This is a genomic window from Haemophilus haemolyticus, assembly GCF_003490935.1.
Lineage (GTDB): Bacteria > Pseudomonadota > Gammaproteobacteria > Enterobacterales > Pasteurellaceae > Haemophilus > Haemophilus haemolyticus_M.
This window is the reverse complement of the sequence record NZ_QQGD01000002.1, coordinates 257,030-277,082: the sequence shown is the minus strand read 5'-3', so window position 1 is coordinate 277,082 and position 20,053 is coordinate 257,030. Positions and strand designations below refer to the sequence as shown.

The following is a 20,053-nucleotide window of genomic DNA, read 5'->3' as shown; positions in this document are numbered from 1 at the left end:
ATGAGCCGACCAACGGATGCATCCTTTTTTGTTCAAACAGCCTATACTTTGCGTGCAGTATGGGTGGATTTATGGCAACGTAAATTTGGCACGCTGCTCACGATTTTGGTGATTGCTGTATCTCTGACGATCCCAACCGTGAGCTATTTAATGTGGAAAAATTTACATTTAGCGACCACGCAATTTTATCCTGAAAGTGAATTGACGATTTATCTTCATAAGAATTTAAGTGAAGAAGATGCGAATTTAGTGGTAGAGAAAATTCGTCAACAAGAAGGGGTGGGATCACTGAATTATGTTTCTCGCCAAGAAAGTTTAAAGGAATTTAAAAGCTGGTCTGGCTTTGGTGAAGAATTAGAAATTCTAGATGATAATCCATTACCTGCGGTCGTTATGGTAAAACCAACGAGCGAATTTAATGTTTCAGAAAAACGTGATGAATTACGTACAAATTTAAATAAAATCAAAGGAGTACAAGAAGTTCGCTTGGATAATGATTGGATGGAAAAATTAACCGCACTTTCTTGGTTAATTGCCCATGTGGCAATTTTCTGCACTGTATTAATGACGATAGCGGTATTTTTGGTTATTGGTAACAGTATTCGCTCTGATGTGTACAGTAGCCGATCAAGTATTGATGTGATGAAATTGCTTGGTGCGACAGATCAATTTATTCTTCGTCCTTACCTTTATACAGGGATGATTTATGCTGTATTAGGTGGATTAGCTGCTGCAATTTTTAGTAGTTTTATTATCAGCTATTTTACTTCTGCCGTGAAATACGTAACGGATATTTTTGCCGTCCAATTCAGTTTGAATGGATTAGGCGTTGGGGAATTTGTATTCTTATTAGTGTGCTGTTTAATTATGGGATATGTTGGTGCGTGGATTGTAGCGAAACGACATATTACGCTATTAGATAACCATCAATAATTTTAATATGCTAAGTGCGGTGATTTTTCTAAGTGTTTTTCGATGAGAAAATACGGTGATAAATGACCGCACTTTTTATTTGCTTTGAATAAATCCCTTGCAATTTGTTTAACTTTTGTGTAGTATTCGCGGGCTTTCAATATGAAAGCCGTTTAATGTAATCATTTATTAAACGAGCATGACGATATGTCACGCTAAACAATGTTTCCGATTTGGAGACTATATAACAGGTAACTTGCACCTCCTTTTCTATTTTGAAGTTAGAATTGTGATTGGTGTTAGTTTTTTATTAGCTAAATTTTATTGGAGCTCTGGTCTAATGCAGAACCAAAGAATCCGTATCCGCTTAAAAGCTTTCGATCACCGTTTGATCGATCAATCTACTGCGGAGATCGTAGAAACAGCTAAACGTACTGGTGCACAAGTTCGTGGTCCAATTCCTTTACCAACTCGTAAAGAGCGTTTCACCGTGTTGATTTCTCCACACGTAAATAAAGACGCACGTGACCAATACGAAATTCGTACTCACAAACGTTTAGTAGATATCGTAGAGCCAACAGAAAAAACTGTTGATGCATTAATGCGTTTAGATTTGGCTGCCGGCGTGGACGTGCAGATCAGCCTAGGTTAATTAAGAGGTTATTACAATGATTGGTTTAGTCGGTCGTAAAGTTGGTATGACCCGTATCTTCAATGAAGACGGTGTTTCTGTACCAGTTACCGTTATCGAAATCGAAGCCAACCGCGTAACTCAAGTTAAAACTCTTGAAAACGATGGCTATACTGCAGTTCAAGTTACTACTGGTTCTAAAAAAGCGAATCGTGTAACTAAACCTGAAGCAGGTCATTTCGTGAAAGCAGGTGTTGAAGCTGGTCGCGGTTTATGGGAATTTCGTACTGAAGGTGAAGAATTCACTTTAGGTCAAGAAATCAATGTTGACATCTTTGCAGATGTTAAAAAAGTAGATGTTACTGGTACTTCTAAAGGTAAAGGTTTCCAAGGTGGTGTTAAACGTTGGAACTTCCGTACTCAAGATGCGACTCATGGTAACTCTTTATCACATCGTGTACTTGGTTCTATTGGTCAAAACCAAACTCCAGGTCGTGTGTTTAAAGGTAAAAAAATGGCAGGACATTTAGGTGCTGAACGTGTAACTGTTCAATCACTTGAAGTTGTTCGTGTAGATGCTGAGCGTAAATTGCTATTAGTAAAAGGTTCTGTGCCTGGTGCTATCAATGGCGATGTTATCGTTAAGCCAGCAGTTAAAGCATAAGTCTAGGAGATAGAGATGGAATTACAAGTTGTAGGTGCAAACGCACTAACTGTTTCTGAAACTACCTTCGGACGTGAGTTTAACGAAGCGTTGATCCACCAAGTTGTTGTTGCTTATGCAGCAGGTGCGCGTCAAGGTACTCGTGCGCAAAAAACTCGTGCTGAAGTGTCTGGTTCAGGTAAAAAACCTTGGCGTCAAAAAGGTACAGGTCGTGCTCGTGCTGGTGATATCAAATCACCAATCTGGCGTTCTGGTGGTATAACCTTCGCTGCTAAACCACAAGATCACAGCCAAAAAGTGAACAAGAAAATGTACCGTGGTGCTATCAAAAGCATTCTTTCTGAATTAGTTCGTCAAGACCGTTTGGTTGTTGTTGAAAAATTCGAATTAGATGCACCAAAAACTAAAGTTTTAGTACAAAAATTAAAAGATTTAGCAGTTGAAGATGCATTAATTATCACAGCAAGTTTAGATGAAAATCTATTCTTAGCAGCACGTAACTTATATAAAGTTGATGTACGTGATGTTCAAGGTATCGATCCAGTTAGCTTAATCGCTTTCGATAAAGTGATTGTTACTGTTGACGCTGTGAAACAAATTGAGGAGATCCTAGCATGAGTCAAGAACGTTTGCTAAGCGTGCTACGTGCACCGCACATCTCTGAAAAAGCAACTAACAATGCTGAAAAATCTAACACTGTTGTACTTAAAGTTGCTTTAGATGCGAACAAAGCTGAAATTGCTGCTGCTGTTGCTCAATTATTTGAAGTAAAAGTTGACTCAGTTCGTACTGTGGTTGTTAAAGGTAAAACTAAACGCCGTGGTAGCAAAATGGGTCGTCGCAGCGACTGGAAAAAAGCTTATGTAACTTTAGCCGAAGGCCAAAACTTGGACTTCGTGGACAGTGCAGAGTAATCGGAGGAAATTAGAGAATGGCTATCGTTAAATGTAAGCCGACCTCCGCTGGTCGTCGTCACGTTGTTAAAATCGTGAACCCTGAATTACATAAGGGTAAACCTTACGCACCTCTTCTAGATACTAAATCTAAAACTGGTGGTCGTAACAACTATGGTCGTATTACTACTCGTCACATTGGTGGCGGTCACAAACAACACTACCGTTTAATCGATTTCAAACGTAACAAGTTAGACATCCCAGCGGTTGTTGAGCGTTTAGAATATGATCCAAACCGTTCTGCTAACATTGCTTTAGTGCTTTATAAAGATGGTGAACGCCGTTATATCTTAGCACCTAAAGGTCTGTCAGTAGGCGATCAAATCCAAGCTGGCGTAAACTCACCAATTAAAGTGGGTAACTCATTACCAATGCGTAATATCCCAGTTGGTTCAACAGTACATAACGTTGAATTAAAACCAGGTAAAGGCGGTCAAATCGCTCGTTCTGCTGGTGCTTATGTACAAATCATCGCACGTGAAGGCAACTATGTAACTTTACGTTTACGTTCTGGCGAAATGCGTAAAGTATTAGCTGAATGTGTTGCAACAATCGGTGAAGTTGGTAACTCAGAACATATGCTTCGCGTATTGGGTAAAGCTGGTGCTAACCGCTGGAGAGGCATTCGCCCTACAGTTCGTGGTACTGCAATGAACCCAGTAGATCACCCACACGGTGGTGGTGAAGGTCGTAACTTTGGTAAACACCCAGTAACTCCTTGGGGCGTTCAAACCAAAGGTAAGAAAACTCGTCACAACAAACGTACTGATAAATATATCGTACGTCGTCGTGGCAAATAATAGATTAAATTAAAGAGGATTAGCCATGCCACGTTCTCTCAAGAAGGGTCCTTTCCTTGACCTACACTTGTTGAAGAAGGTAGAGAAGGCGGTGGAAAGCGGGGATAAAAAACCAATCAAAACTTGGTCCCGTCGTTCAATGATCATTCCATCAATGATTGGATTGACCATCGCAGTCCATAATGGTCGTCAGCACGTTCCTGTTTATGTATCTGATGAAATGATCGGTCATAAGCTTGGTGAATTTGCACCGACTCGTACATACCGCGGTCACGCGGCAGATAAGAAAGCTAAGAAATAAGAGGTAAATAGATGGAAACTATCGCAAAACATCGTTACGCTCGCACTTCTGCCCAAAAAGCTCGCTTAGTTGCCGATTTAATTCGTGGTAAAAAAGTTGCGCAAGCATTAGAAATCTTAACTTTCACTAACAAAAAAGCAGCAGCTTTAGTGAAGAAAGTTTTAGAATCCGCTATTGCAAACGCAGAGCACAATGACGGTGCAGATATAGATGATCTTAAAGTTGCTAAAATCTTCGTTGATGAAGGTCCTAGCATGAAACGTGTTATGCCACGTGCTAAAGGTCGTGCAGATCGTATTTTAAAACGTACTAGCCACATTACTGTGGTTGTGTCAGATCGTTAATAAGTAGAGGAATAGCAATGGGTCAAAAAGTACATCCACATGGTATTCGCCTAGGTATTGTTAAACCTTGGAGCTCTACTTGGTTCGCGAATACACAAGACTTCGCTGACAATCTTGAAGGCGATTTCAAAGTACGCAAATTCTTAAATAAAGAATTAGCAAATGCTTCAGTTTCACGTATTACTATTGAGCGTCCAGCTAAAAGTATTCGTGTAACTATTCACACAGCTCGTCCTGGTATCGTAATCGGTAAAAAAGGCGAAGATGTTGAAAAATTACGTAACGCAGTGTCTAAAATCGCTGGCGTTCCTGCTCAAATCAACATTGCTGAAGTAAAAAAACCTGAATTAGATGCGAAATTAGTTGCAGATAGCATCGCTTCTCAATTAGAACGTCGTGTAATGTTCCGTCGCGCAATGAAACGTGCGGTACAAAGCGCAATGCGTTTAGGTGCTAAAGGTATCAAAGTTGAGGTTAGCGGTCGTTTAGGTGGTGCAGAAATCGCACGTTCAGAATGGTATCGTGAAGGTCGCGTACCTCTACATACTCTTCGTGCGGACATCGATTATAACACTGCAGAAGCTCACACAACTTACGGCGTAATCGGCGTTAAAGTGTGGATCTTCAAAGGTGAAATTCTTGGTGGAATGGCTGCCGTTGCGCAATCAGAACAACAACCTGCCGACAAGCCTAAAAAGGCTCCTCGCGGTAAAGGTCGTAAGTAAGGAGAAACGCTAAATGTTGCAACCAAAACGTACAAAATTCCGTAAAGTTCACAAAGGCCGCAACCGTGGTATCGCGGGCGGTACTGAAGTTAGCTTCGGTACTTACGGTTTAAAAGCAGTTGGTCGTTGTCGTTTAACCGCTCGTCAAATCGAAGCGGCACGTCGTGCAATGTCACGTGCAGTAAAACGTCAAGGTAAAATCTGGATTCGTGTATTCCCAGATAAACCAATTACTGAAAAACCATTAGAAGTCCGTATGGGTAAAGGTAAAGGTAACGTTGAGTACTGGGTAGCCTTAATCCAACCGGGTAAAGTGCTTTATGAAATGGATGGTGTGTCTGAAGAAGTAGCAAGAAACGCATTTGCATTAGCAGCTGCTAAATTGCCAGTTAAGACCACTTTCGTAACTAAGACGGTGATGTAATGAAAGCTCAAGATTTACGTACAAAAAGTGTTGAAGAGCTGAATGCTGAATTAGTAAACCTTTTAGGTGAACAATTCAAGTTGCGTATGCAAACAGCCACCGGTCAGCTTCAACAAACCCATCAGGCTAAGCAAGTGCGTCGTGATATTGCACGTGTAAAAACTGTATTAACCGAAAAGGCGGGTGAGTAATGACTGATAAAATTCGTAGCGTACAAGGTAAAGTTGTTAGCGACAAAATGGAAAAATCTTTCGTTGTTGCTATTGAACGTAAGGTAAAACACCCTTTATATGGTAAATTTATCCGTCGTACAACTAAATTACATGTACACGATGAGAACAATGAAGCCAAAATTGGTGATACCGTAGAGATTCGCGAATGTCGCCCTCTATCAAAAACCAAATCTTGGACTTTAGTTCGCGTTGTTGAGAAAGCAGTTATTGCTTAATTAATAACAAAGAGTAATAAAATAAAAGCCAATAGTGTAAATCTATTGGCTTTTTTGTTTTTAAAGTGCGGTTAAAATTCAATGAATTTTGAACTGACCCCAAAAAGTTAGACTGTCATTTAAAGGATTGTTTTCGATATTGTATCGGGCTCAGTTCTTTTAATTTTAGTTGAATCCTTCGGTGGTTATAGTAATCCAAATAATCTCTGACGGCATCAACTATCTCTTCTCTACTGTTAAATTCCCGACCATAAAAACATTCCGTTTTTAATCGTCCAAAGAAACTTTCCATTGCGGCATTATCCAAACAGTTTCCTTTCCTTGACATACTTTGTATGATGCCGTGCTCAGCAAGAATTTAATGATAAGCCGCCATCTGATATTGCCAGCCTTGGTCTGAATGTAAAATGCTACCACTTGTTTTATTTTATCGCTTAACCGCCAGCTTTAACATCTTCTCCACCTGTGCCCAGTTTGGGGAATAGCTGAGGTTATAGGAGACTATCTCATTGTTAAATAAGTCTAATATTGGGGATAAATAGACTTGACTCCCATCTTTTGCTTTAAACTCGGTCACATCCGTTACCCACTTTTGGTTTGGCTTGCTAGCCGTAAAATCGCGTTCAAGATGATTCAATGCTATCACCCCTATCGTGCCTTGATAGGGGGAAAATTTCTTACTTTTTCTTGACCGCACTTGAAGCCCAAGTGTCTGCATTAAACGTTGGACTTTTTTATGATTCATACCTGGCAAACAGGCATGAACGCGTCGATAGCCATAATCAGGATGTTTCGCTTTAATGTCTTTAATGGCCGCTTTAAGGGCGTTGTCTTTATCTGGCTTCATTTGAAGCTGGGAAAAGAACGTACTACGCGCTAACCGTGGAAAGCTTAAAAGCCATTTTAGCGGATAATGCGTTCTTAACCTTTGGATAATTTTCGTTGCTCGGCTTCGTCCTGAAGTCTGAGCCTTCTCAACTCCTTTAGGTAAGCGACCTCTGCTTCAAGCTGTAAAATTCTCAGACGCAAGTGGTCTTCTTCTGTTTTGGGTGGAGGAGGCATTCTGGCATATTTAGGTTTTATCGGCGGTCGTCCTGATGGTTTATAAGGAATAAGCCCTTTTATGCCACTTTTTTCAAAGTGTATCAACCAGGTTCCGACTAATGTGTCAGAAGAGGGGATATGGTAAAAACGAGCGGCTTCACGAATGCTCATTTTTCCTTTTAGGATCGGTTGAAGGACCTGTAATTTAAATGCTATTGTGTAGTGTTTACCCATAAAAAATCTGAACCTCAATTGTTGGTTGTTTAGTCCCCCTTTTGGGGTGCAGATCATCCGCACCCTTTCCAAAGCCTTTGCCTTGGTAGGATTGCGTTGCGGTTTTGTATTAGCCAATGCGTCGTTAATCCAAATTCTCAGCAAAGTGATTGCCCCTTATCCCATCCCTGTGCCAAGCGCCGACATCGCGGAACAAGCCTTGCGGGCAGAGGATATCGCCCTTGTGCAAGCCCGTGTACAGGAGATTTTAGCCAATCGTCAGTGGCTTGCCGAAGCCTTAGCAGGTTTGCCGCAAGTGGAAAACGTGTACCACAGCGAAGCCAATTATTTGCTTATAAAATTCCAAGATGGCGAGCGCGTTTTCAAGGCGTTGTGAGATCAAGGCATTATCCTGTGTGATCAAAACAAAGTGTTAAACTTGCAAAATTGCATTCGGATTACGGTGGGGACGAGAGAGGAGTGCCGGAGTGTCATCAACGCAATTTCCCGTGGGTAACTGTACCCACGGTTAAGCATAAGCGTTCCCCTTCGGGGAACAGAACATCATCTACCCCAAAGGGGGAGGCTTATCATTAACCTAGGGTAGCTCGGCTACCCTAGGCAAACAGAGGAAGAATATATGCAACCCACCCTTTTCATCGGCCGTGACGGCACGCTGATTGACAAACTGAAAACCGATTTTCAGATCGATAGTTTGGAAAAACTGAAATTTGAGCCGAACGTAATTCCTGCTTTGCTCAAGCTCAAAGGCAAATACCGCTTTGTGATGGTGTCCAATCAAGACGGGCTCGGTACGGCTTCTTTCCCGAAAGAAGATTTCGACAAGCCACATAACGCCATGATGGCGCTGTTTAAATCGCAGGGCATTGAATTTGATGACGTGCTGATTTGCCCGCATAAACCGGAAGATAACTGCGCTTGCCGCAAGCCGAAAACCAAGTTGCTGAAAAAATACATCCAAAAAAACTTGTTCGATCCTGACAGATCTTTTGTGATTGGCGACCGTGCCACCGACGTCCAGTTAGCGGAAAATCTCGGTATTCGCCCACTATACAATATCACCCTGAAAAATTAAACTGGGATCTGATCGCAGAAAAACTGCTCGACGAACCCGTCAGCAACATCGGCAATCGCCCGCCTCGCTATGCAGAAGTAGCACGCAAAACCAAAGAAACGGATATTAAAGTGCAAGTATGGTTGGATGAAACCGGAGTTAACGAAATCAAAACTGACGTTGGCTTTTTCGACCATATGCTTGACCAAATCGCCACTCACGGTGGATTCCGCATGAACGTACAATGCAACGGCGATTTGTGGATTGACGAACACCATACGGTGGAAGATACTGCCCTCTCCCTCTCCCTCTCCCTCTCCCTCTCCCTCGCCCTCGGTCAAGCATTGAAACAATCCCTTGGCGACAAACGCGGCATCGCCCGCTTAGGCTTTGTACTTCCGATGGATGAATGTCGCGCCGAATGTGCCTTAGATTTATCCGGCAGACCTTGGATCAAATTCAACGCCAAATTCAAACGCAATAAAGTGGGCAATTTAAGCACCGAACTGACCGAACATTTCTTCCAATCCCTCGCGTTTTCGCTACTCGCCACGCTACACCTTAAAGCCACCAGCGACAACGATCACCACAAAATTGAAAGTTTATTTAAGGTGTTTGGACGGACGTTGAGACAGGCGATTAGGGTTTAGGGGGAGGCGTTACAGAGTTCGAAGGGCATCTTATAATAGAATCTCTTAAACCGAGAGTCTTATGTTTTAACTAAATTAAAGGTAAATTCAAGGTATTTAAGATGCAAAAAATAACTGACTAATACAATTAGTCAGTTATTCCGTTATTTTATACTAATTAACGAGTTGCTCTCACTAATTGGTAATACATATTAGGGCGTGGTGTAGGTGGAAATGGTTCGCCCTTAACACAGGTTACTTCATTTTCTTTTGAGCCACTTGCAGAATATTGTCCATAGATACCTGATTGAGGTACTGATTCCCCAGGATAATATTTCATAATGCATCTCCTCTAAAATTTGCTAAGGTTACTACATGTATCATATATAACAAAAGTTATATACTTAGATATACAAATATGGACAGATACAATAAATTCAAGTATTCACAATAATTAATTTGGGGCTGTACTAGATAACTAGATTAAACTCCCTTTAACTAATTGTTTTAGAATGATAATTTGAGATTTTATATCACTGTGATTAAAACGCCATTCACATTCCTTCAAGTAAAGCTCAAAATGAGCTTTAGGAATACCATTAAACTTACGTAAATGGCGTTTAGCTTGGTTCCAAAAATTATCAATTCCGTTAATGTGGTTATGATTTTCCGCAAAATGCGTACTGTGATTGATACGAAAATGACCTAAACTCACTGACATCAAGCACATCATAACTACGATAAGTATCTGTGTAAACAATACTATCAGGTTTAACTTGCTCTCGAATAATTGGGAGCAATGTTGCTGATTGAGTATTCGGCACAGCGACGGTATAAACTTTACCGTTACGCTTGAGCAGCCCGAATACTGTTACTTTACCTGCGGCTCCTCGTCCACGTTTACCTTTTCGAGAACCTCCTAAGTAGCTTTCATCAGCTTCAATTTCACCTTCAAACATCTCTAAATGGAGACTGTTTTGATAAATAAGTAAGCGTAAACGGTGGAAATAAAATGCTGCCGTATTTTTGTTTACATTAACGAGCTCAGCGCTGTTCAGGCAGTCATACCTGCTACGAAGAGTTCGATGAGTTTATTTTGTTTGTGCTGACTTAAACGACTTTTTCTCATTGAGATATTGTATCCTAAATGGGAAATTTGTCAGTTATCTAGTACAGCCCCTTAAAATATTACGTGAAATTATGGATAGATTGGGAATTGTCTATGGAAAAATGGAAAACCCTCAGAGTTTGAGTTATCACCTTATTTCCCATATAACTGGTAACTCTAACTTTTCAAAGGATGCTGATTTCTCCGCTGAGTATGATGAGTTTTTTATTGAAAAAGTAAATAGATATGTGACAGTTATGACATCGCAATGTCAGGCTCATATTAGATGAAATAGCAAAAGCAGTTGGTTTTGAATTCGAAAGTGAGAAAAACAGCAATGACTTTAACGGAGCTCTAATAAACTTTATGAATGCTCAGAAAATTGGAAAGATAAGCCAAATGTCAGAAGATGAGATTGCTGACAATGAATTTATTTCTGATGCAGATTAGGATTGGTGGTGCCATTTATTTGATACAATGAAGTATATATTAATACATGATCTTCCTACTCAAGAAGAGGAGATTTGTATCAGAGAGTTTTACGATGAAAATGATTTTTATAGTACAAATATATTTGCTGTTCACCATATTGCAAAACGTATTTTAAGTATTAAAGATCTAGATAAACGTTTAAAGGCTGGTGATATTAAATTAGTTTGTGAGTTAGGAAACATAAAGATTGGTGATAACAAAAGGTATTTTTATTCTTTTTCGACTAAATATTGTAGCCATCATAATCCAAATGTTTTTCCAATTTATGATAACTATGTAGAGAGAGTTCTCCTCTATTTTAATAAAGTAGATAAATTTTCATCCTTTAAAAGGAAAGATTTAAAGAATTATAGAAAATTTAAAGAGATTTTGTTAGATTTTTGAAGATTTTATAAATTAGAAATGTTTTCTTTAAAAGAACTTGATAGGTATCTCTGTCTTTTAGGCAAGGAAAATTTCCCCAAATCTAAAAACTTATGAATTTATCTAAGGTAAGCGAGCATTTCATTTTTTCTGCAGTTTATTTTTCATTCAATGAATTTTTAAGAGTATAGGGATATCTTATAATTCTAAAAAGTGCGGTAAATTTCACCTAGGTTATTTAGTAAATAGGTTAAGAAGAGGAAGGTAAATTATCATTGCCTTTCTCTTTTTCTTTTGATAGAATCCGCCACCTATCCGCCATTCCTATCCGAATAGTGCGGATGGGTTCGTCCCGAAAGGGTGTTTTTTTAATCTTAACGGAGCACTAATATGATCCAAGAACAGACTATGCTGGATGTTGCTGATAATTCAGGCGCTCGCAGCGTAATGTGTATCAAGGTTCTAGGTGGATCGCACCGTCGTTATGCTGCGATTGGTGACATCATCAAAATTACTGTAAAAGAAGCAATTCCACGCGGTAAAGTGAAAAAAGGTGATGTATTAAAAGCAGTTGTTGTGCGCACCAAGAAGGGTGTTCGTCGCCCAGATGGCTCAGTTATTCGTTTCGATGGTAACGCTTGTGTAATTTTAAATAATAACACTGAGCAACCAATCGGTACTCGTATTTTTGGACCAGTGACTCGTGAACTTCGTTCTGAGAAATTCATGAAGATCATTTCTTTAGCTCCAGAAGTACTGTAAGGGGAATGTAATGGCTGCTAAAATCCGTCAAAATGATGAAGTAATTGTTCTTACTGGTAAAGATAAGGGCAAACGTGGCAAGGTAACTAAAGTGTTACCAAACGGTAAAGTGTTTGTTGAAGGTATCAACATCATTACTAAGCATGAAAAACCAGTTCCTGCATTAGGAAAGGCTGGTGGTTTAGTAAAAAAAGAAGCTGCAATTGATGCTTCAAATGTTGCGATTTTCAATCCTAAAACAAATAAAGCTGACCGTGTAGGTTTTAGATTCGAAGACGGCAAAAAAGTACGTTTCTTCAAATCTAACAATGAAATTATCTAACAAACTGGAGTAATGCGATGGCGAAACTGCATGATTACTACAGAGATCAAGTAGTAAGCGAATTAAAAAATAAATTCGGCTACAAATCTGTCATGCAAGTCCCACGAATCGAAAAGATTACCCTGAATATGGGTGTGGGTGAAGCATTGACCGACAAAAAATTGCTAGACAACGCAGTAGCGGACTTAGCAGCAATCAGCGGTCAAAAACCTTTAGTAACTAAAGCTCGTAAATCTGTTGCTGGCTTTAAAATCCGTCAGGGATATCCAATCGGTTGTAAAGTAACACTACGCGGTGAGCGTATGTGGGAGTTCTTTGAACGTTTAATTACAATTGCTGTTCCACGTATTCGTGACTTCCGCGGTTTAAGCGCGAAATCATTCGATGGTCGTGGTAACTATAGCATGGGTGTGCGTGAACAAATCATCTTCCCTGAAATCGATTACGATAAAGTAGATCGTGTACGTGGTTTAGATATCACTATCACAACTACTGGTAAGAATGATGAAGAAGGTCAAGCACTACTTGCTGCCTTTAATTTCCCATTCCGTAAATAAGGCAGGTTATAATGGCTAAACAATCAATGAAAGCACGCGATGTAAAACGCGTTAAATTGGCTGAAAAATTCTACGCAAAACGTGTTGAATTAAAGAAAATCATTTCTGATGTCAATGCCTCTGATGAAGATCGTTGGGATGCAGTGTTAAAGTTACAAACTTTACCACGTGATTCTAGCCCATCTCGTCAACGTAACCGTTGCCGACAAACTGGACGTCCTCATGGCGTTTTACGTAAGTTTGGTTTAAGCCGAATTAAGGTTCGTGAAGCTGCAATGCGCGGTGAAATCCCAGGTCTTAAAAAAGCGAGCTGGTAATATACCACTTTATTTTGGAATCGGAGAAAAAGTACAATGAGTATGCAAGATCCAATCGCAGATATGCTGACCCGTATTCGTAACGGTCAAGCTGCGAACAAAGTTGCAATCAATATGCCTTCTTCCAAGCTAAAAGTGGCAATTGCCAACGTATTAGCTGCTGAAGGTTATATCGAAAGCGTAAAAGTTTTAGAAGGTGCTAAACCTGAATTGGAAATTACTTTAAAATATTTCCAAGGCAAACCAGTTGTAGAAAGCATCCAACGTGTAAGTCGTCCTGGTCTTCGTATTTACAAACGTAAAGATGAATTACCAAAAGTTATGGGCGGTTTAGGTGTTGCAGTTATTTCTACATCTAAAGGTGTTATGACTGACCGCGCTGCTCGTCAAGCAGGTTTAGGCGGTGAGATCATCTGTTATGTAGCTTAATAGAGAGGTAGGAAAATGTCTCGTGTTGCAAAGGCACCTGTTAATATTCCTGCCGGCGTTGAAGTTAAACTCGACGGTCAGCTATTAACAGTAAAAGGTAAAAATGGCGAGTTATCTCGCACAATTCATGAATCAGTTGAAGTAAAACAAGATAACGGACAATTTACGTTCACTCCGCGTGAAGGTTTTGTTGAAGCAAATGCTCAATCGGGTACTGCTCGTGCATTAGTTAATGCAATGGTTATCGGCGTTACTGAAGGTTTCACTAAAAAATTAGTATTGGTGGGTGTAGGTTACAGAGCTCAACTTAAAGGCAATGCAATTGCATTAAGTTTAGGTTATTCTCACCCAGTAGAGCACACTTTGCCGGCAGGTATTACTGCAGAATGTCCATCTCAAACCGAAATCGTGTTGAAAGGTGCAGACAAACAGTTGATCGGTCAAGTTGCAGCAGATATTCGTGCTTATCGCCGTCCTGAACCTTATAAAGGTAAAGGGGTACGTTACGCTGATGAAGTGGTACGTATCAAAGAGGCTAAGAAGAAATAATTAAGGTAACACTATGGATAAGAAATCAGCTCGTATCCGTCGTGCAGCTCGTGCTCGTCATATGATGAGAGAGCAAGGTGTAACTCGTTTAGTTATTCACCGCACTCCACGTCATATTTATGCACAAGTTATTGCACCAAACGGTTCAGAAGTGCTTGCCGCTGCTTCAACTGTTGAGAAAGCAATTCGTGAGCAAGTAAAATACACCGGTAATAAAGATGCTGCTGCTGCAGTAGGTAAAGCTGTTGCAGAACGCGCATTAGCAAAAGGCGTTCAAGCTGTTGCTTTTGATCGTTCCGGTTTTAAATATCATGGTCGTGTCCAAACTTTAGCGGACGCTGCACGTGAAGCTGGTCTACAGTTCTAATGAGGTAAATTGAGATGTCAAACATCGAAAAACAAGTTGGTGAACTGCAAGAGAAGCTAATCGCAGTAAACCGTGTATCAAAAACTGTAAAAGGTGGTCGTATTATGAGTTTCACTGCATTAACTGTGGTGGGCGATGGTAATGGCCGAGTAGGTTTTGGTTATGGTAAAGCACGCGAAGTTCCAGCAGCGATCCAAAAAGCAATGGAAAAAGCACGTCGTAATATGATTAACGTTGCTTTGAATGAAGGTACATTACAGCATCCAGTTAAAGGTGTTCATACTGGTTCACGTGTATTTATGCAACCAGCAAGCGAAGGTACAGGTATCATCGCTGGTGGTGCAATGCGTGCAGTATTGGAAGTTGCAGGTGTACGCAATGTTCTTTCTAAAGCGTATGGTTCTACCAACCCAATTAACGTTGTTCGTGCAACTATTGATGCATTAGCAAACATGAAATCACCAGAAATGGTTGCTGCAAAACGCGGTAAAACTGTTGATGAAATCTTGGGGTAATGAATAATGGCTAAAACTATTAAAGTAACACAAGTTCGTAGCTCAATTGCTCGTTTACCGAAGCATAAAACTACCTTGCGTGGTCTTGGTCTTCGCCATATGCACCACACTGTTGAGTTAATTGATACGCCTGCAGTACGTGGTATGATTAACCAAGTTTCATACATGGTTAAAGTGGAGGAGTAAGAGATGCGTTTAAATACTCTATCTCCGGCTGAAGGTGCAAAGCATAGCGCTAAACGCCTCGGTCGTGGTATTGGTTCAGGTTTAGGCAAGACTGGTGGCCGTGGTCATAAAGGTCAAAAATCTCGTACTGGTGGCGGTGTTCGTCGCGGTTTCGAAGGTGGTCAGATGCCGTTATACCGTCGTTTACCAAAATTTGGTTTTACTTCAATGAAAGCTGCAGTAACTGCAGAAGTTCGTTTGAATGAGTTAACCAAAGTTGAAGGTAATGTAGTAACCTTAGAAACATTAAAAGCAGCAAATATCTTAACTAAAGATATCCAATTCGCTAAAGTAGTTTTAGCGGGTGAAGTGAAATCTGCAGTAACAGTTCGTGGTTTGCGTGTAACTAAGGGTGCAAAAGCAGCGATTGAAGCTGCTGGCGGTTCAGTTGAGGAATAATTAGCAAATGGCTAAACAACCAGGTTATCAAGCAAGAAGTACTAATAGCGGTAAAGGTGAATTAAAAAGCCGATTACTTTTCGTTTTAGGTGCGCTTATCGTTTACCGAATTGGTTCTTTCATTCCGGTTCCTGGTATTGATGCGGCTGTGCTAGCTCAATTAGTTGAACAACAAAAAGGCACCATCATTGACATGTTTAATATGTTCTCTGGTGGTGCATTAAGCCGTGCATCTATCTTAGCATTAGGTATTATGCCGTATATCTCGGCATCTATTGTAATTCAGTTGCTTGCAACGGTTTCTCCTGCTTTAGCAGAATTAAAGAAAGAAGGTGCTGCTGGTCAACGTAAAATTTCTAAGTATACTCGGTATGCGACAGTTGTTTTTGCAACCATTCAGGCAGTAGCTATTTCAACAGGTTTACCAAATATGTTACCTGGCTTAGTGCCAAATGTTGGATTTGGTTTTTACTTTACTTCAGTTGTTAGCTTAGTAACTGGAACTATGTTCCTCATGTGGTTAGGTGAACAAATTACTGAAAGAGGTATTGGTAACGGTATTTCAATTCTTGTTTTTGGCGGTATCGTAGCTGGTTTACCATCAGCTATACTTCAAACTATTGAGCAGGCTCGTCAAGGACAGATGCATCCATTAGTGCTTCTTCTTATCGCAGCTATTGTATTTGCAGTAACTTATTTCGTTGTTTTTGTTGAAAGAGGACAGCGTAGAATTCGCGTTGAATATGCAAAGCGTCAACAAGGTCGTCAAATTTTAGGTGGTCATTCGACACATTTACCATTGAAAGTAAATATGGCAAACGTAATGCCGGCAATTTTTGCCTCAAGTATTATTTTATTTCCTGCTACCTTAACTCAATGGTTTGGACAAAATGATAAGTTTGAGTGGTTAAATAACTTATCTATGCTGTTGAATCCGGGGCAACCTCTTTATTTGCTTGTTTATGCTGTAGCAATTATTTTCTTTAGCTTCTTTTACACTGCAATGCAGTATAATCCGCGAGATACAGCAGATAATCTAAAAAAATCTGGTGCATTTATTCCAGGAATTAGACCAGGGGAACAAACATCTCGTTATATTGATAAAGTTATGACTCGTCTTACACTAATTGGCGGTCTTTATGTAACGTTTGTGTGTTTAGTTCCTTATATTATGACATCGGCTTGGGATGTAAAATTTTACTTCGGTGGAACATCTCTTTTAATTGTAGTCGTTGTAATTATGGATTTCATCGTGCAGGTTCAGAGTCACTTAATGTCGTCTCAATATGAATCTGCGTTGAAAAAAGCAAACCTTAAAGGTTTTGGACAATAATTGTTCATTTAGTAGAAAAGGATAAGCAATGAAAGTTCGTGCTTCCGTAAAGAAAATGTGTCGTAACTGTAAAATTGTTAAACGTGAAGGTGTTGTGCGTGTATTGTGCAGCGATCCTAAGCATAAACAACGTCAAGGTTAATTCATATTTTTTCTTGCAAAGAACCAGTTGAGCAGTTATACTGCTCAGCTCATTTATGTCCTTGGTATTCTGTTTGAGTATCCTGAAAACGGGCTTTTCAAGATCAGAATATCAAATTAGTTAAAATAATAGGAGTGCATAGTGGCCCGTATTGCAGGCATTAACATTCCTGATCACAAACACGCTGTAATCGCTTTAACTGCAATTTACGGTATCGGTAAGACTCGTTCAAAAGCTATTTGTGCTGCGGCGGGTATTGCTGAAGATGTTAAGATCAGAGAATTGTCTGAAGAGCAGATTGACAAACTGCGTGACGAAGTTGGTAAATTTACCGTTGAAGGTGATTTACGTCGTGAAGTAACATTAAACATCAAACGTCTTTTAGACTTAGGTTGTTATCGTGGTTTACGTCACCGTCGTAGTTTACCGGTACGTGGTCAACGTACTAAAACTAATGCGCGTACCCGTAAGGGTCCACGTAAGCCGATCAAAAAATAGTCGGGGTAAATAAAGAATGGCTAAAACACCAGTTCGTGCACGTAAACGTGTAAAAAAACAAGTCGTAGATGGCGTAGCACATATTCACGCATCTTTCAATAATACAATCGTTACTATTACTGACCGTCAAGGTAACGCTCTAGCATGGGCGACTGCAGGTGGTTCAGGTTTCCGTGGTTCTCGTAAATCTACCCCGTTCGCTGCGCAAGTTGCTGCTGAACGTTGTGCTGAAATTGTTAAAGAATTCGGCTTAAAGAACTTGGAAGTTATGGTTAAAGGTCCGGGTCCAGGTCGTGAATCTACAATTCGCGCGTTAAACGCAGCGGGTTTCCGTATCACGAATATTACTGATGTGACTCCGATTCCTCATAACGGTTGTCGTCCACCGAAAAAACGTCGTGTTTAAGACGTATATAGGATAGTTGGAGAAAGAAAATGGCAAGATATTTGGGTCCAAAACTCAAGCTCAGCCGTCGTGAAGGTACTGATTTATTTCTTAAATCAGGCGTGCGTGCGATTGATTCAAAATGTAAAATTGATACAGCACCTGGTCAACATGGTGCTCGTAAACCGCGTTTGTCTGACTATGGTAGTCAATTACGTGAAAAACAAAAAGTTCGTCGTATCTATGGTATTTTAGAACGTCAATTCCGTAACTACTATAAAGAAGCAAACCGTTTAAAAGGTAACACTGGTGAGAATTTATTAGTGTTATTAGAAGGTAGATTGGATAACGTTGTTTATCGCATGGGATTTGCTGCAACTCGTGCAGAAGCTCGCCAATTAGTGAGCCATAAAGCGATTGTTGTAAATGGTCGTGTTGTTAACATTCCATCTTTCCAAGTTTCTGTAAATGATGTTGTTGCTGTTCGTGAGAAATCTAAAAAACAAGCACGTATTAAAGCGTCATTAGAATTAGCAGAACAAAGAGAAAAACCAACATGGTTAGAAGTTGATTCTGCAAAAATGGAAGGTGTGTTCAAACGTGTTCCTGAACGTTCTGATTTATCAGCAGATATTAACGAACATCTGATCGTTGAGCTTTACTCTAAATAATAGTTAAGCTTAAAAGCAAAGAGAGGATAAAATGCAGGGTTCTGTTACAGAATTTTTAAAACCACGTTTAGTAGATATTGAACAAATTAGTTCAACTCATGCTAAAGTGATCTTAGAGCCGTTAGAGCGTGGTTTTGGCCATACTCTAGGTAATGCATTACGTCGTATCCTTCTGTCTTCAATGCCAGGTTGTGCTGTAACTGAAGTGGAAATTGACGGCGTATTGCACGAATATAGTAGTAAGGAAGGTGTTCAAGAAGATATTCTTGAAGTTCTTTTAAACCTTAAAGGTCTAGCGGTTAAAGTACAGAATAAAGATGATGTTATTCTGACACTAAATAAATCTGGAATTGGCCCTGTTGTTGCAGCGGATATCACCCATGATGGTGATGTTGAAATTGTGAATCCGAATCATGTAATCTGTCACTTAACTGACGAAAATGCATCAATCAGTATGCGTATTCGAGTTCAGCGTGGTAGAGGATATGTTCCAGCTTCGGCTCGCACTCATAGTCAAGCAGAGGAGCGTCCAATTGGTCGCTTACTTGTTGATGCTTGTTACAGCCCAGTTGATCGCATTGCATATAATGTTGAGGCCGCTCGTGTTGAACAACGTACTGACCTAGATAAACTTGTTATTGAGTTAGAAACTAATGGTACGCTTGAGCCCGAAGAAGCAATTCGTCGTGCTGCAACAATCTTAGCAGAGCAACTCGATGCATTCGTTGATTTGCGTGATGTTCGTCAACCTGAGATTAAGGAAGAAAAACCGGAATTTGATCCGATTTTATTACGTCCTGTAGATGATTTAGAGTTGACAGTTCGTTCTGCTAACTGTTTGAAAGCAGAAACAATTCATTATATCGGTGATTTAGTACAACGTACAGAAGTTGAATTATTAAAAACACCTAATCTTGGTAAGAAATCTCTTACTGAAATTAAGGATGTGCTCGCTTCACGTGGCTTGTCACTTGGTATGCGCCTTGAGAATTGGCCACCAGCAAGTATTGCTGAAGACTAGTTTGGTCATAGGTTAAGATTTTTCTGAGAAGGATAAGATCATGCGCCATCGTAAGAGTGGTCGTCAACTAAACCGTAATAGCAGCCATCGCCAAGCGATGTTTCGTAACTTAGCAAGTGCTTTAGTTAGTCATGAAATCATTAAGACTACTTTGCCTAAAGCTAAAGAATTACGCCGTGTAGTTGAACCGTTAATTACATTAGCAAAAGTAGATAGCGTTGCAAACCGTCGTTTAGCATTCGCTCGTACTCGCAACGTTGAAACTGTTGCAAAATTATTTAATGAATTAGGTCCACGTTTTGCTCAACGTGCAGGTGGTTACACTCGCATTTTGAAATGTGGTTTCCGTGTAGGCGATAATGCACCAATGGCATACATTGAGTTAGTTGATCGCCCAGAAGTTGCTGAAGCAGCTACTGAGGAATAAAAATCAAT

The 20,053-nt window shown here is 40.1% G+C and carries 33 protein-coding genes and 4 pseudogenes; 32 read left to right on the top strand and 5 right to left on the bottom strand.

The window, feature by feature from the left end; genetic code table 11:
- The 12 genes from ftsX (at position 1) to rpsQ (ending at position 6,202) form a co-directional block, all read left to right on the top strand.
- Positions 1 to 933, top strand: coding sequence for a permease-like cell division protein FtsX (ftsX, locus tag DV417_RS03765; protein WP_118878596.1), 933 nt, complete (start codon positions 1 to 3; stop codon positions 931 to 933).
- Between the two features lie 319 nt (positions 934 to 1,252).
- The gene (gene rpsJ / locus DV417_RS03760) at positions 1,253 to 1,564 is read left to right on the top strand and encodes a 30S ribosomal protein S10 (RefSeq protein WP_001181005.1); all 312 of its coding nucleotides are present in this window, start codon (positions 1,253 to 1,255) and stop codon (positions 1,562 to 1,564) included.
- Positions 1,565 to 1,580: 16 nt separating this feature from the next.
- Complete coding sequence (rplC, locus tag DV417_RS03755) at positions 1,581 to 2,207, top strand: 50S ribosomal protein L3 (RefSeq protein ID WP_005632753.1); 627 nt, start codon at positions 1,581 to 1,583, stop codon at positions 2,205 to 2,207.
- A 15-nt stretch (positions 2,208 to 2,222) separates the two neighbouring features.
- A complete protein-coding gene (rplD, locus tag DV417_RS03750; protein WP_005625901.1) occupies positions 2,223 to 2,825 on the top strand; it encodes a 50S ribosomal protein L4 in 603 nt (200 codons plus the stop codon).
- A complete protein-coding gene (gene rplW, locus DV417_RS03745) occupies positions 2,822 to 3,121 on the top strand; it encodes a 50S ribosomal protein L23 (RefSeq protein WP_005625900.1) in 300 nt (99 codons plus the stop codon). The genes rplD and rplW overlap by 4 nt, the downstream gene beginning before the upstream one ends.
- A 17-nt stretch (positions 3,122 to 3,138) precedes the next feature.
- Complete coding sequence (gene rplB / locus DV417_RS03740) at positions 3,139 to 3,960, top strand: 50S ribosomal protein L2 (protein ID WP_005625898.1); 822 nt, start codon at positions 3,139 to 3,141, stop codon at positions 3,958 to 3,960.
- 25 nt (positions 3,961 to 3,985) lie between these two features.
- Entirely contained in the window at positions 3,986 to 4,261 is a 276-nt protein-coding gene (gene rpsS, locus DV417_RS03735) for a 30S ribosomal protein S19 (RefSeq protein ID WP_005539416.1), read from the top strand.
- An 11-nt stretch (positions 4,262 to 4,272) separates the two neighbouring features.
- The gene (rplV, locus tag DV417_RS03730) at positions 4,273 to 4,605 is read left to right on the top strand and encodes a 50S ribosomal protein L22 (RefSeq protein WP_005625897.1); all 333 of its coding nucleotides are present in this window, start codon (positions 4,273 to 4,275) and stop codon (positions 4,603 to 4,605) included.
- Positions 4,606 to 4,622: 17 nt separating this feature from the next.
- Positions 4,623 to 5,330, top strand: a complete 708-nt coding sequence (gene rpsC, locus DV417_RS03725) for a 30S ribosomal protein S3 (protein WP_005625894.1) — start codon at positions 4,623 to 4,625, stop codon at positions 5,328 to 5,330.
- Positions 5,331 to 5,343: 13 nt separating this feature from the next.
- On the top strand, positions 5,344 to 5,754 hold the full coding sequence (rplP, locus tag DV417_RS03720; RefSeq protein ID WP_005625890.1) for a 50S ribosomal protein L16: 411 nt from the start codon (positions 5,344 to 5,346) through the stop codon (positions 5,752 to 5,754).
- Complete coding sequence (gene rpmC / locus DV417_RS03715; protein WP_005625888.1) at positions 5,754 to 5,945, top strand: 50S ribosomal protein L29; 192 nt, start codon at positions 5,754 to 5,756, stop codon at positions 5,943 to 5,945. The genes rplP and rpmC overlap by 1 nt, the downstream gene beginning before the upstream one ends.
- Positions 5,945 to 6,202 carry a 30S ribosomal protein S17 gene (gene rpsQ, locus DV417_RS03710; protein WP_105875902.1) on the top strand — a complete coding sequence of 86 codons (258 nt, stop codon included), beginning with the start codon at positions 5,945 to 5,947 and terminating at the stop codon, positions 6,200 to 6,202. Before rpmC ends, rpsQ begins: the two co-directional genes overlap by 1 nt.
- Positions 6,203 to 6,317: 115 nt before the next feature.
- On the opposite strand, the gene DV417_RS09655 is transcribed toward rpsQ, so the two are convergent.
- The 3 genes from DV417_RS09655 to DV417_RS03695 all read right to left on the bottom strand — a co-directional run bounded on the left by DV417_RS09655 (position 6,318) and on the right by DV417_RS03695 (position 7,417).
- Positions 6,318 to 6,539, bottom strand: coding sequence for an IS3 family transposase (locus DV417_RS09655; protein WP_420897215.1), 222 nt, complete (start codon positions 6,537 to 6,539; stop codon positions 6,318 to 6,320).
- 90 nt (positions 6,540 to 6,629) lie between these two features.
- Complete coding sequence (locus tag DV417_RS03700; protein WP_239990470.1) at positions 6,630 to 7,136, bottom strand: IS3 family transposase; 507 nt, start codon at positions 7,134 to 7,136, stop codon at positions 6,630 to 6,632.
- Complete coding sequence (locus DV417_RS03695) at positions 7,124 to 7,417, bottom strand: hypothetical protein (RefSeq protein ID WP_192878538.1); 294 nt, start codon at positions 7,415 to 7,417, stop codon at positions 7,124 to 7,126. The genes DV417_RS03700 and DV417_RS03695 overlap by 13 nt, the downstream gene beginning before the upstream one ends.
- Positions 7,418 to 7,532: 115 nt before the next feature.
- Here DV417_RS03695 and DV417_RS03690 point away from each other — a divergent pair.
- A pseudogene (locus DV417_RS03690) lies at positions 7,533 to 7,976 on the top strand (aminotransferase class I/II-fold pyridoxal phosphate-dependent enzyme); the annotation flags it as partial.
- A gap of 123 nt (positions 7,977 to 8,099) precedes the next feature.
- A pseudogene (gene hisB / locus DV417_RS03685) lies at positions 8,100 to 9,184 on the top strand (bifunctional histidinol-phosphatase/imidazoleglycerol-phosphate dehydratase HisB).
- Positions 9,185 to 9,341: 157 nt separating this feature from the next.
- Here hisB and DV417_RS03680 read toward each other — a convergent pair.
- Together DV417_RS03680 and DV417_RS03675 are read right to left on the bottom strand one after the other, a co-directional pair.
- Positions 9,342 to 9,503 carry a YjzC family protein gene (locus DV417_RS03680; RefSeq protein WP_118878590.1) on the bottom strand — a complete coding sequence of 54 codons (162 nt, stop codon included), beginning with the start codon at positions 9,501 to 9,503 and terminating at the stop codon, positions 9,342 to 9,344.
- A 138-nt stretch (positions 9,504 to 9,641) separates the two neighbouring features.
- Positions 9,642 to 10,292, bottom strand: a pseudogene (locus DV417_RS03675) (IS1595 family transposase).
- 456 nt (positions 10,293 to 10,748) lie between these two features.
- Between DV417_RS03675 and DV417_RS03670 the strand changes: the two are divergent.
- The 18 genes and pseudogenes from DV417_RS03670 (at position 10,749) to rplQ (ending at position 20,045) form a co-directional block, all read left to right on the top strand.
- A pseudogene (locus tag DV417_RS03670) lies at positions 10,749 to 11,243 on the top strand (hypothetical protein).
- Between the two features lie 273 nt (positions 11,244 to 11,516).
- Complete coding sequence (rplN, locus tag DV417_RS03665; protein ID WP_005548786.1) at positions 11,517 to 11,888, top strand: 50S ribosomal protein L14; 372 nt, start codon at positions 11,517 to 11,519, stop codon at positions 11,886 to 11,888.
- 10 nt (positions 11,889 to 11,898) lie between these two features.
- The gene (gene rplX / locus DV417_RS03660) at positions 11,899 to 12,210 is read left to right on the top strand and encodes a 50S ribosomal protein L24 (protein WP_005635734.1); all 312 of its coding nucleotides are present in this window, start codon (positions 11,899 to 11,901) and stop codon (positions 12,208 to 12,210) included.
- Positions 12,211 to 12,227: 17 nt separating this feature from the next.
- Positions 12,228 to 12,767, top strand: a complete 540-nt coding sequence (gene rplE / locus DV417_RS03655) for a 50S ribosomal protein L5 (protein WP_118878589.1) — start codon at positions 12,228 to 12,230, stop codon at positions 12,765 to 12,767.
- A gap of 11 nt (positions 12,768 to 12,778) precedes the next feature.
- On the top strand, positions 12,779 to 13,084 hold the full coding sequence (rpsN, locus tag DV417_RS03650; protein WP_005625879.1) for a 30S ribosomal protein S14: 306 nt from the start codon (positions 12,779 to 12,781) through the stop codon (positions 13,082 to 13,084).
- 36 nt (positions 13,085 to 13,120) lie between these two features.
- Positions 13,121 to 13,513 carry a 30S ribosomal protein S8 gene (gene rpsH / locus DV417_RS03645; protein WP_005625877.1) on the top strand — a complete coding sequence of 131 codons (393 nt, stop codon included), beginning with the start codon at positions 13,121 to 13,123 and terminating at the stop codon, positions 13,511 to 13,513.
- Between the two features lie 15 nt (positions 13,514 to 13,528).
- The gene (gene rplF, locus DV417_RS03640; RefSeq protein ID WP_009500767.1) at positions 13,529 to 14,062 is read left to right on the top strand and encodes a 50S ribosomal protein L6; all 534 of its coding nucleotides are present in this window, start codon (positions 13,529 to 13,531) and stop codon (positions 14,060 to 14,062) included.
- Positions 14,063 to 14,075: 13 nt separating this feature from the next.
- Positions 14,076 to 14,429, top strand: coding sequence for a 50S ribosomal protein L18 (gene rplR / locus DV417_RS03635; RefSeq protein WP_005625873.1), 354 nt, complete (start codon positions 14,076 to 14,078; stop codon positions 14,427 to 14,429).
- A gap of 14 nt (positions 14,430 to 14,443) precedes the next feature.
- Positions 14,444 to 14,944, top strand: coding sequence for a 30S ribosomal protein S5 (rpsE, locus tag DV417_RS03630; protein WP_005625871.1), 501 nt, complete (start codon positions 14,444 to 14,446; stop codon positions 14,942 to 14,944).
- 6 nt (positions 14,945 to 14,950) lie between these two features.
- On the top strand, positions 14,951 to 15,130 hold the full coding sequence (rpmD, locus tag DV417_RS03625) for a 50S ribosomal protein L30 (protein ID WP_118878588.1): 180 nt from the start codon (positions 14,951 to 14,953) through the stop codon (positions 15,128 to 15,130).
- Between the two features lie 3 nt (positions 15,131 to 15,133).
- Positions 15,134 to 15,568, top strand: a complete 435-nt coding sequence (gene rplO, locus DV417_RS03620) for a 50S ribosomal protein L15 (RefSeq protein WP_005625870.1) — start codon at positions 15,134 to 15,136, stop codon at positions 15,566 to 15,568.
- A 7-nt stretch (positions 15,569 to 15,575) separates the two neighbouring features.
- Positions 15,576 to 16,901 (top strand): preprotein translocase subunit SecY, encoded by a 1,326-nt coding sequence (gene secY / locus DV417_RS03615; RefSeq protein WP_005625869.1) that lies wholly within the window; start codon positions 15,576 to 15,578, stop codon positions 16,899 to 16,901.
- A gap of 28 nt (positions 16,902 to 16,929) precedes the next feature.
- Positions 16,930 to 17,043: a 50S ribosomal protein L36 gene (rpmJ, locus tag DV417_RS03610; RefSeq protein WP_005625868.1), complete on the top strand. Its 114-nt coding sequence runs from the start codon at positions 16,930 to 16,932 to the stop codon at positions 17,041 to 17,043.
- Between the two features lie 141 nt (positions 17,044 to 17,184).
- Positions 17,185 to 17,541, top strand: coding sequence for a 30S ribosomal protein S13 (gene rpsM / locus DV417_RS03605; RefSeq protein ID WP_005625867.1), 357 nt, complete (start codon positions 17,185 to 17,187; stop codon positions 17,539 to 17,541).
- A gap of 16 nt (positions 17,542 to 17,557) precedes the next feature.
- Positions 17,558 to 17,947 (top strand): 30S ribosomal protein S11, encoded by a 390-nt coding sequence (gene rpsK / locus DV417_RS03600; RefSeq protein WP_005543603.1) that lies wholly within the window; start codon positions 17,558 to 17,560, stop codon positions 17,945 to 17,947.
- A gap of 29 nt (positions 17,948 to 17,976) precedes the next feature.
- Positions 17,977 to 18,597 carry a 30S ribosomal protein S4 gene (gene rpsD, locus DV417_RS03595; RefSeq protein ID WP_005625866.1) on the top strand — a complete coding sequence of 207 codons (621 nt, stop codon included), beginning with the start codon at positions 17,977 to 17,979 and terminating at the stop codon, positions 18,595 to 18,597.
- Positions 18,598 to 18,628: 31 nt separating this feature from the next.
- Positions 18,629 to 19,618 carry a DNA-directed RNA polymerase subunit alpha gene (locus DV417_RS03590; protein WP_005625865.1) on the top strand — a complete coding sequence of 330 codons (990 nt, stop codon included), beginning with the start codon at positions 18,629 to 18,631 and terminating at the stop codon, positions 19,616 to 19,618.
- Between the two features lie 40 nt (positions 19,619 to 19,658).
- Positions 19,659 to 20,045: a 50S ribosomal protein L17 gene (gene rplQ / locus DV417_RS03585; RefSeq protein ID WP_005625863.1), complete on the top strand. Its 387-nt coding sequence runs from the start codon at positions 19,659 to 19,661 to the stop codon at positions 20,043 to 20,045.
- The last annotated feature ends 8 nt before the right edge of the window (positions 20,046 to 20,053 follow it).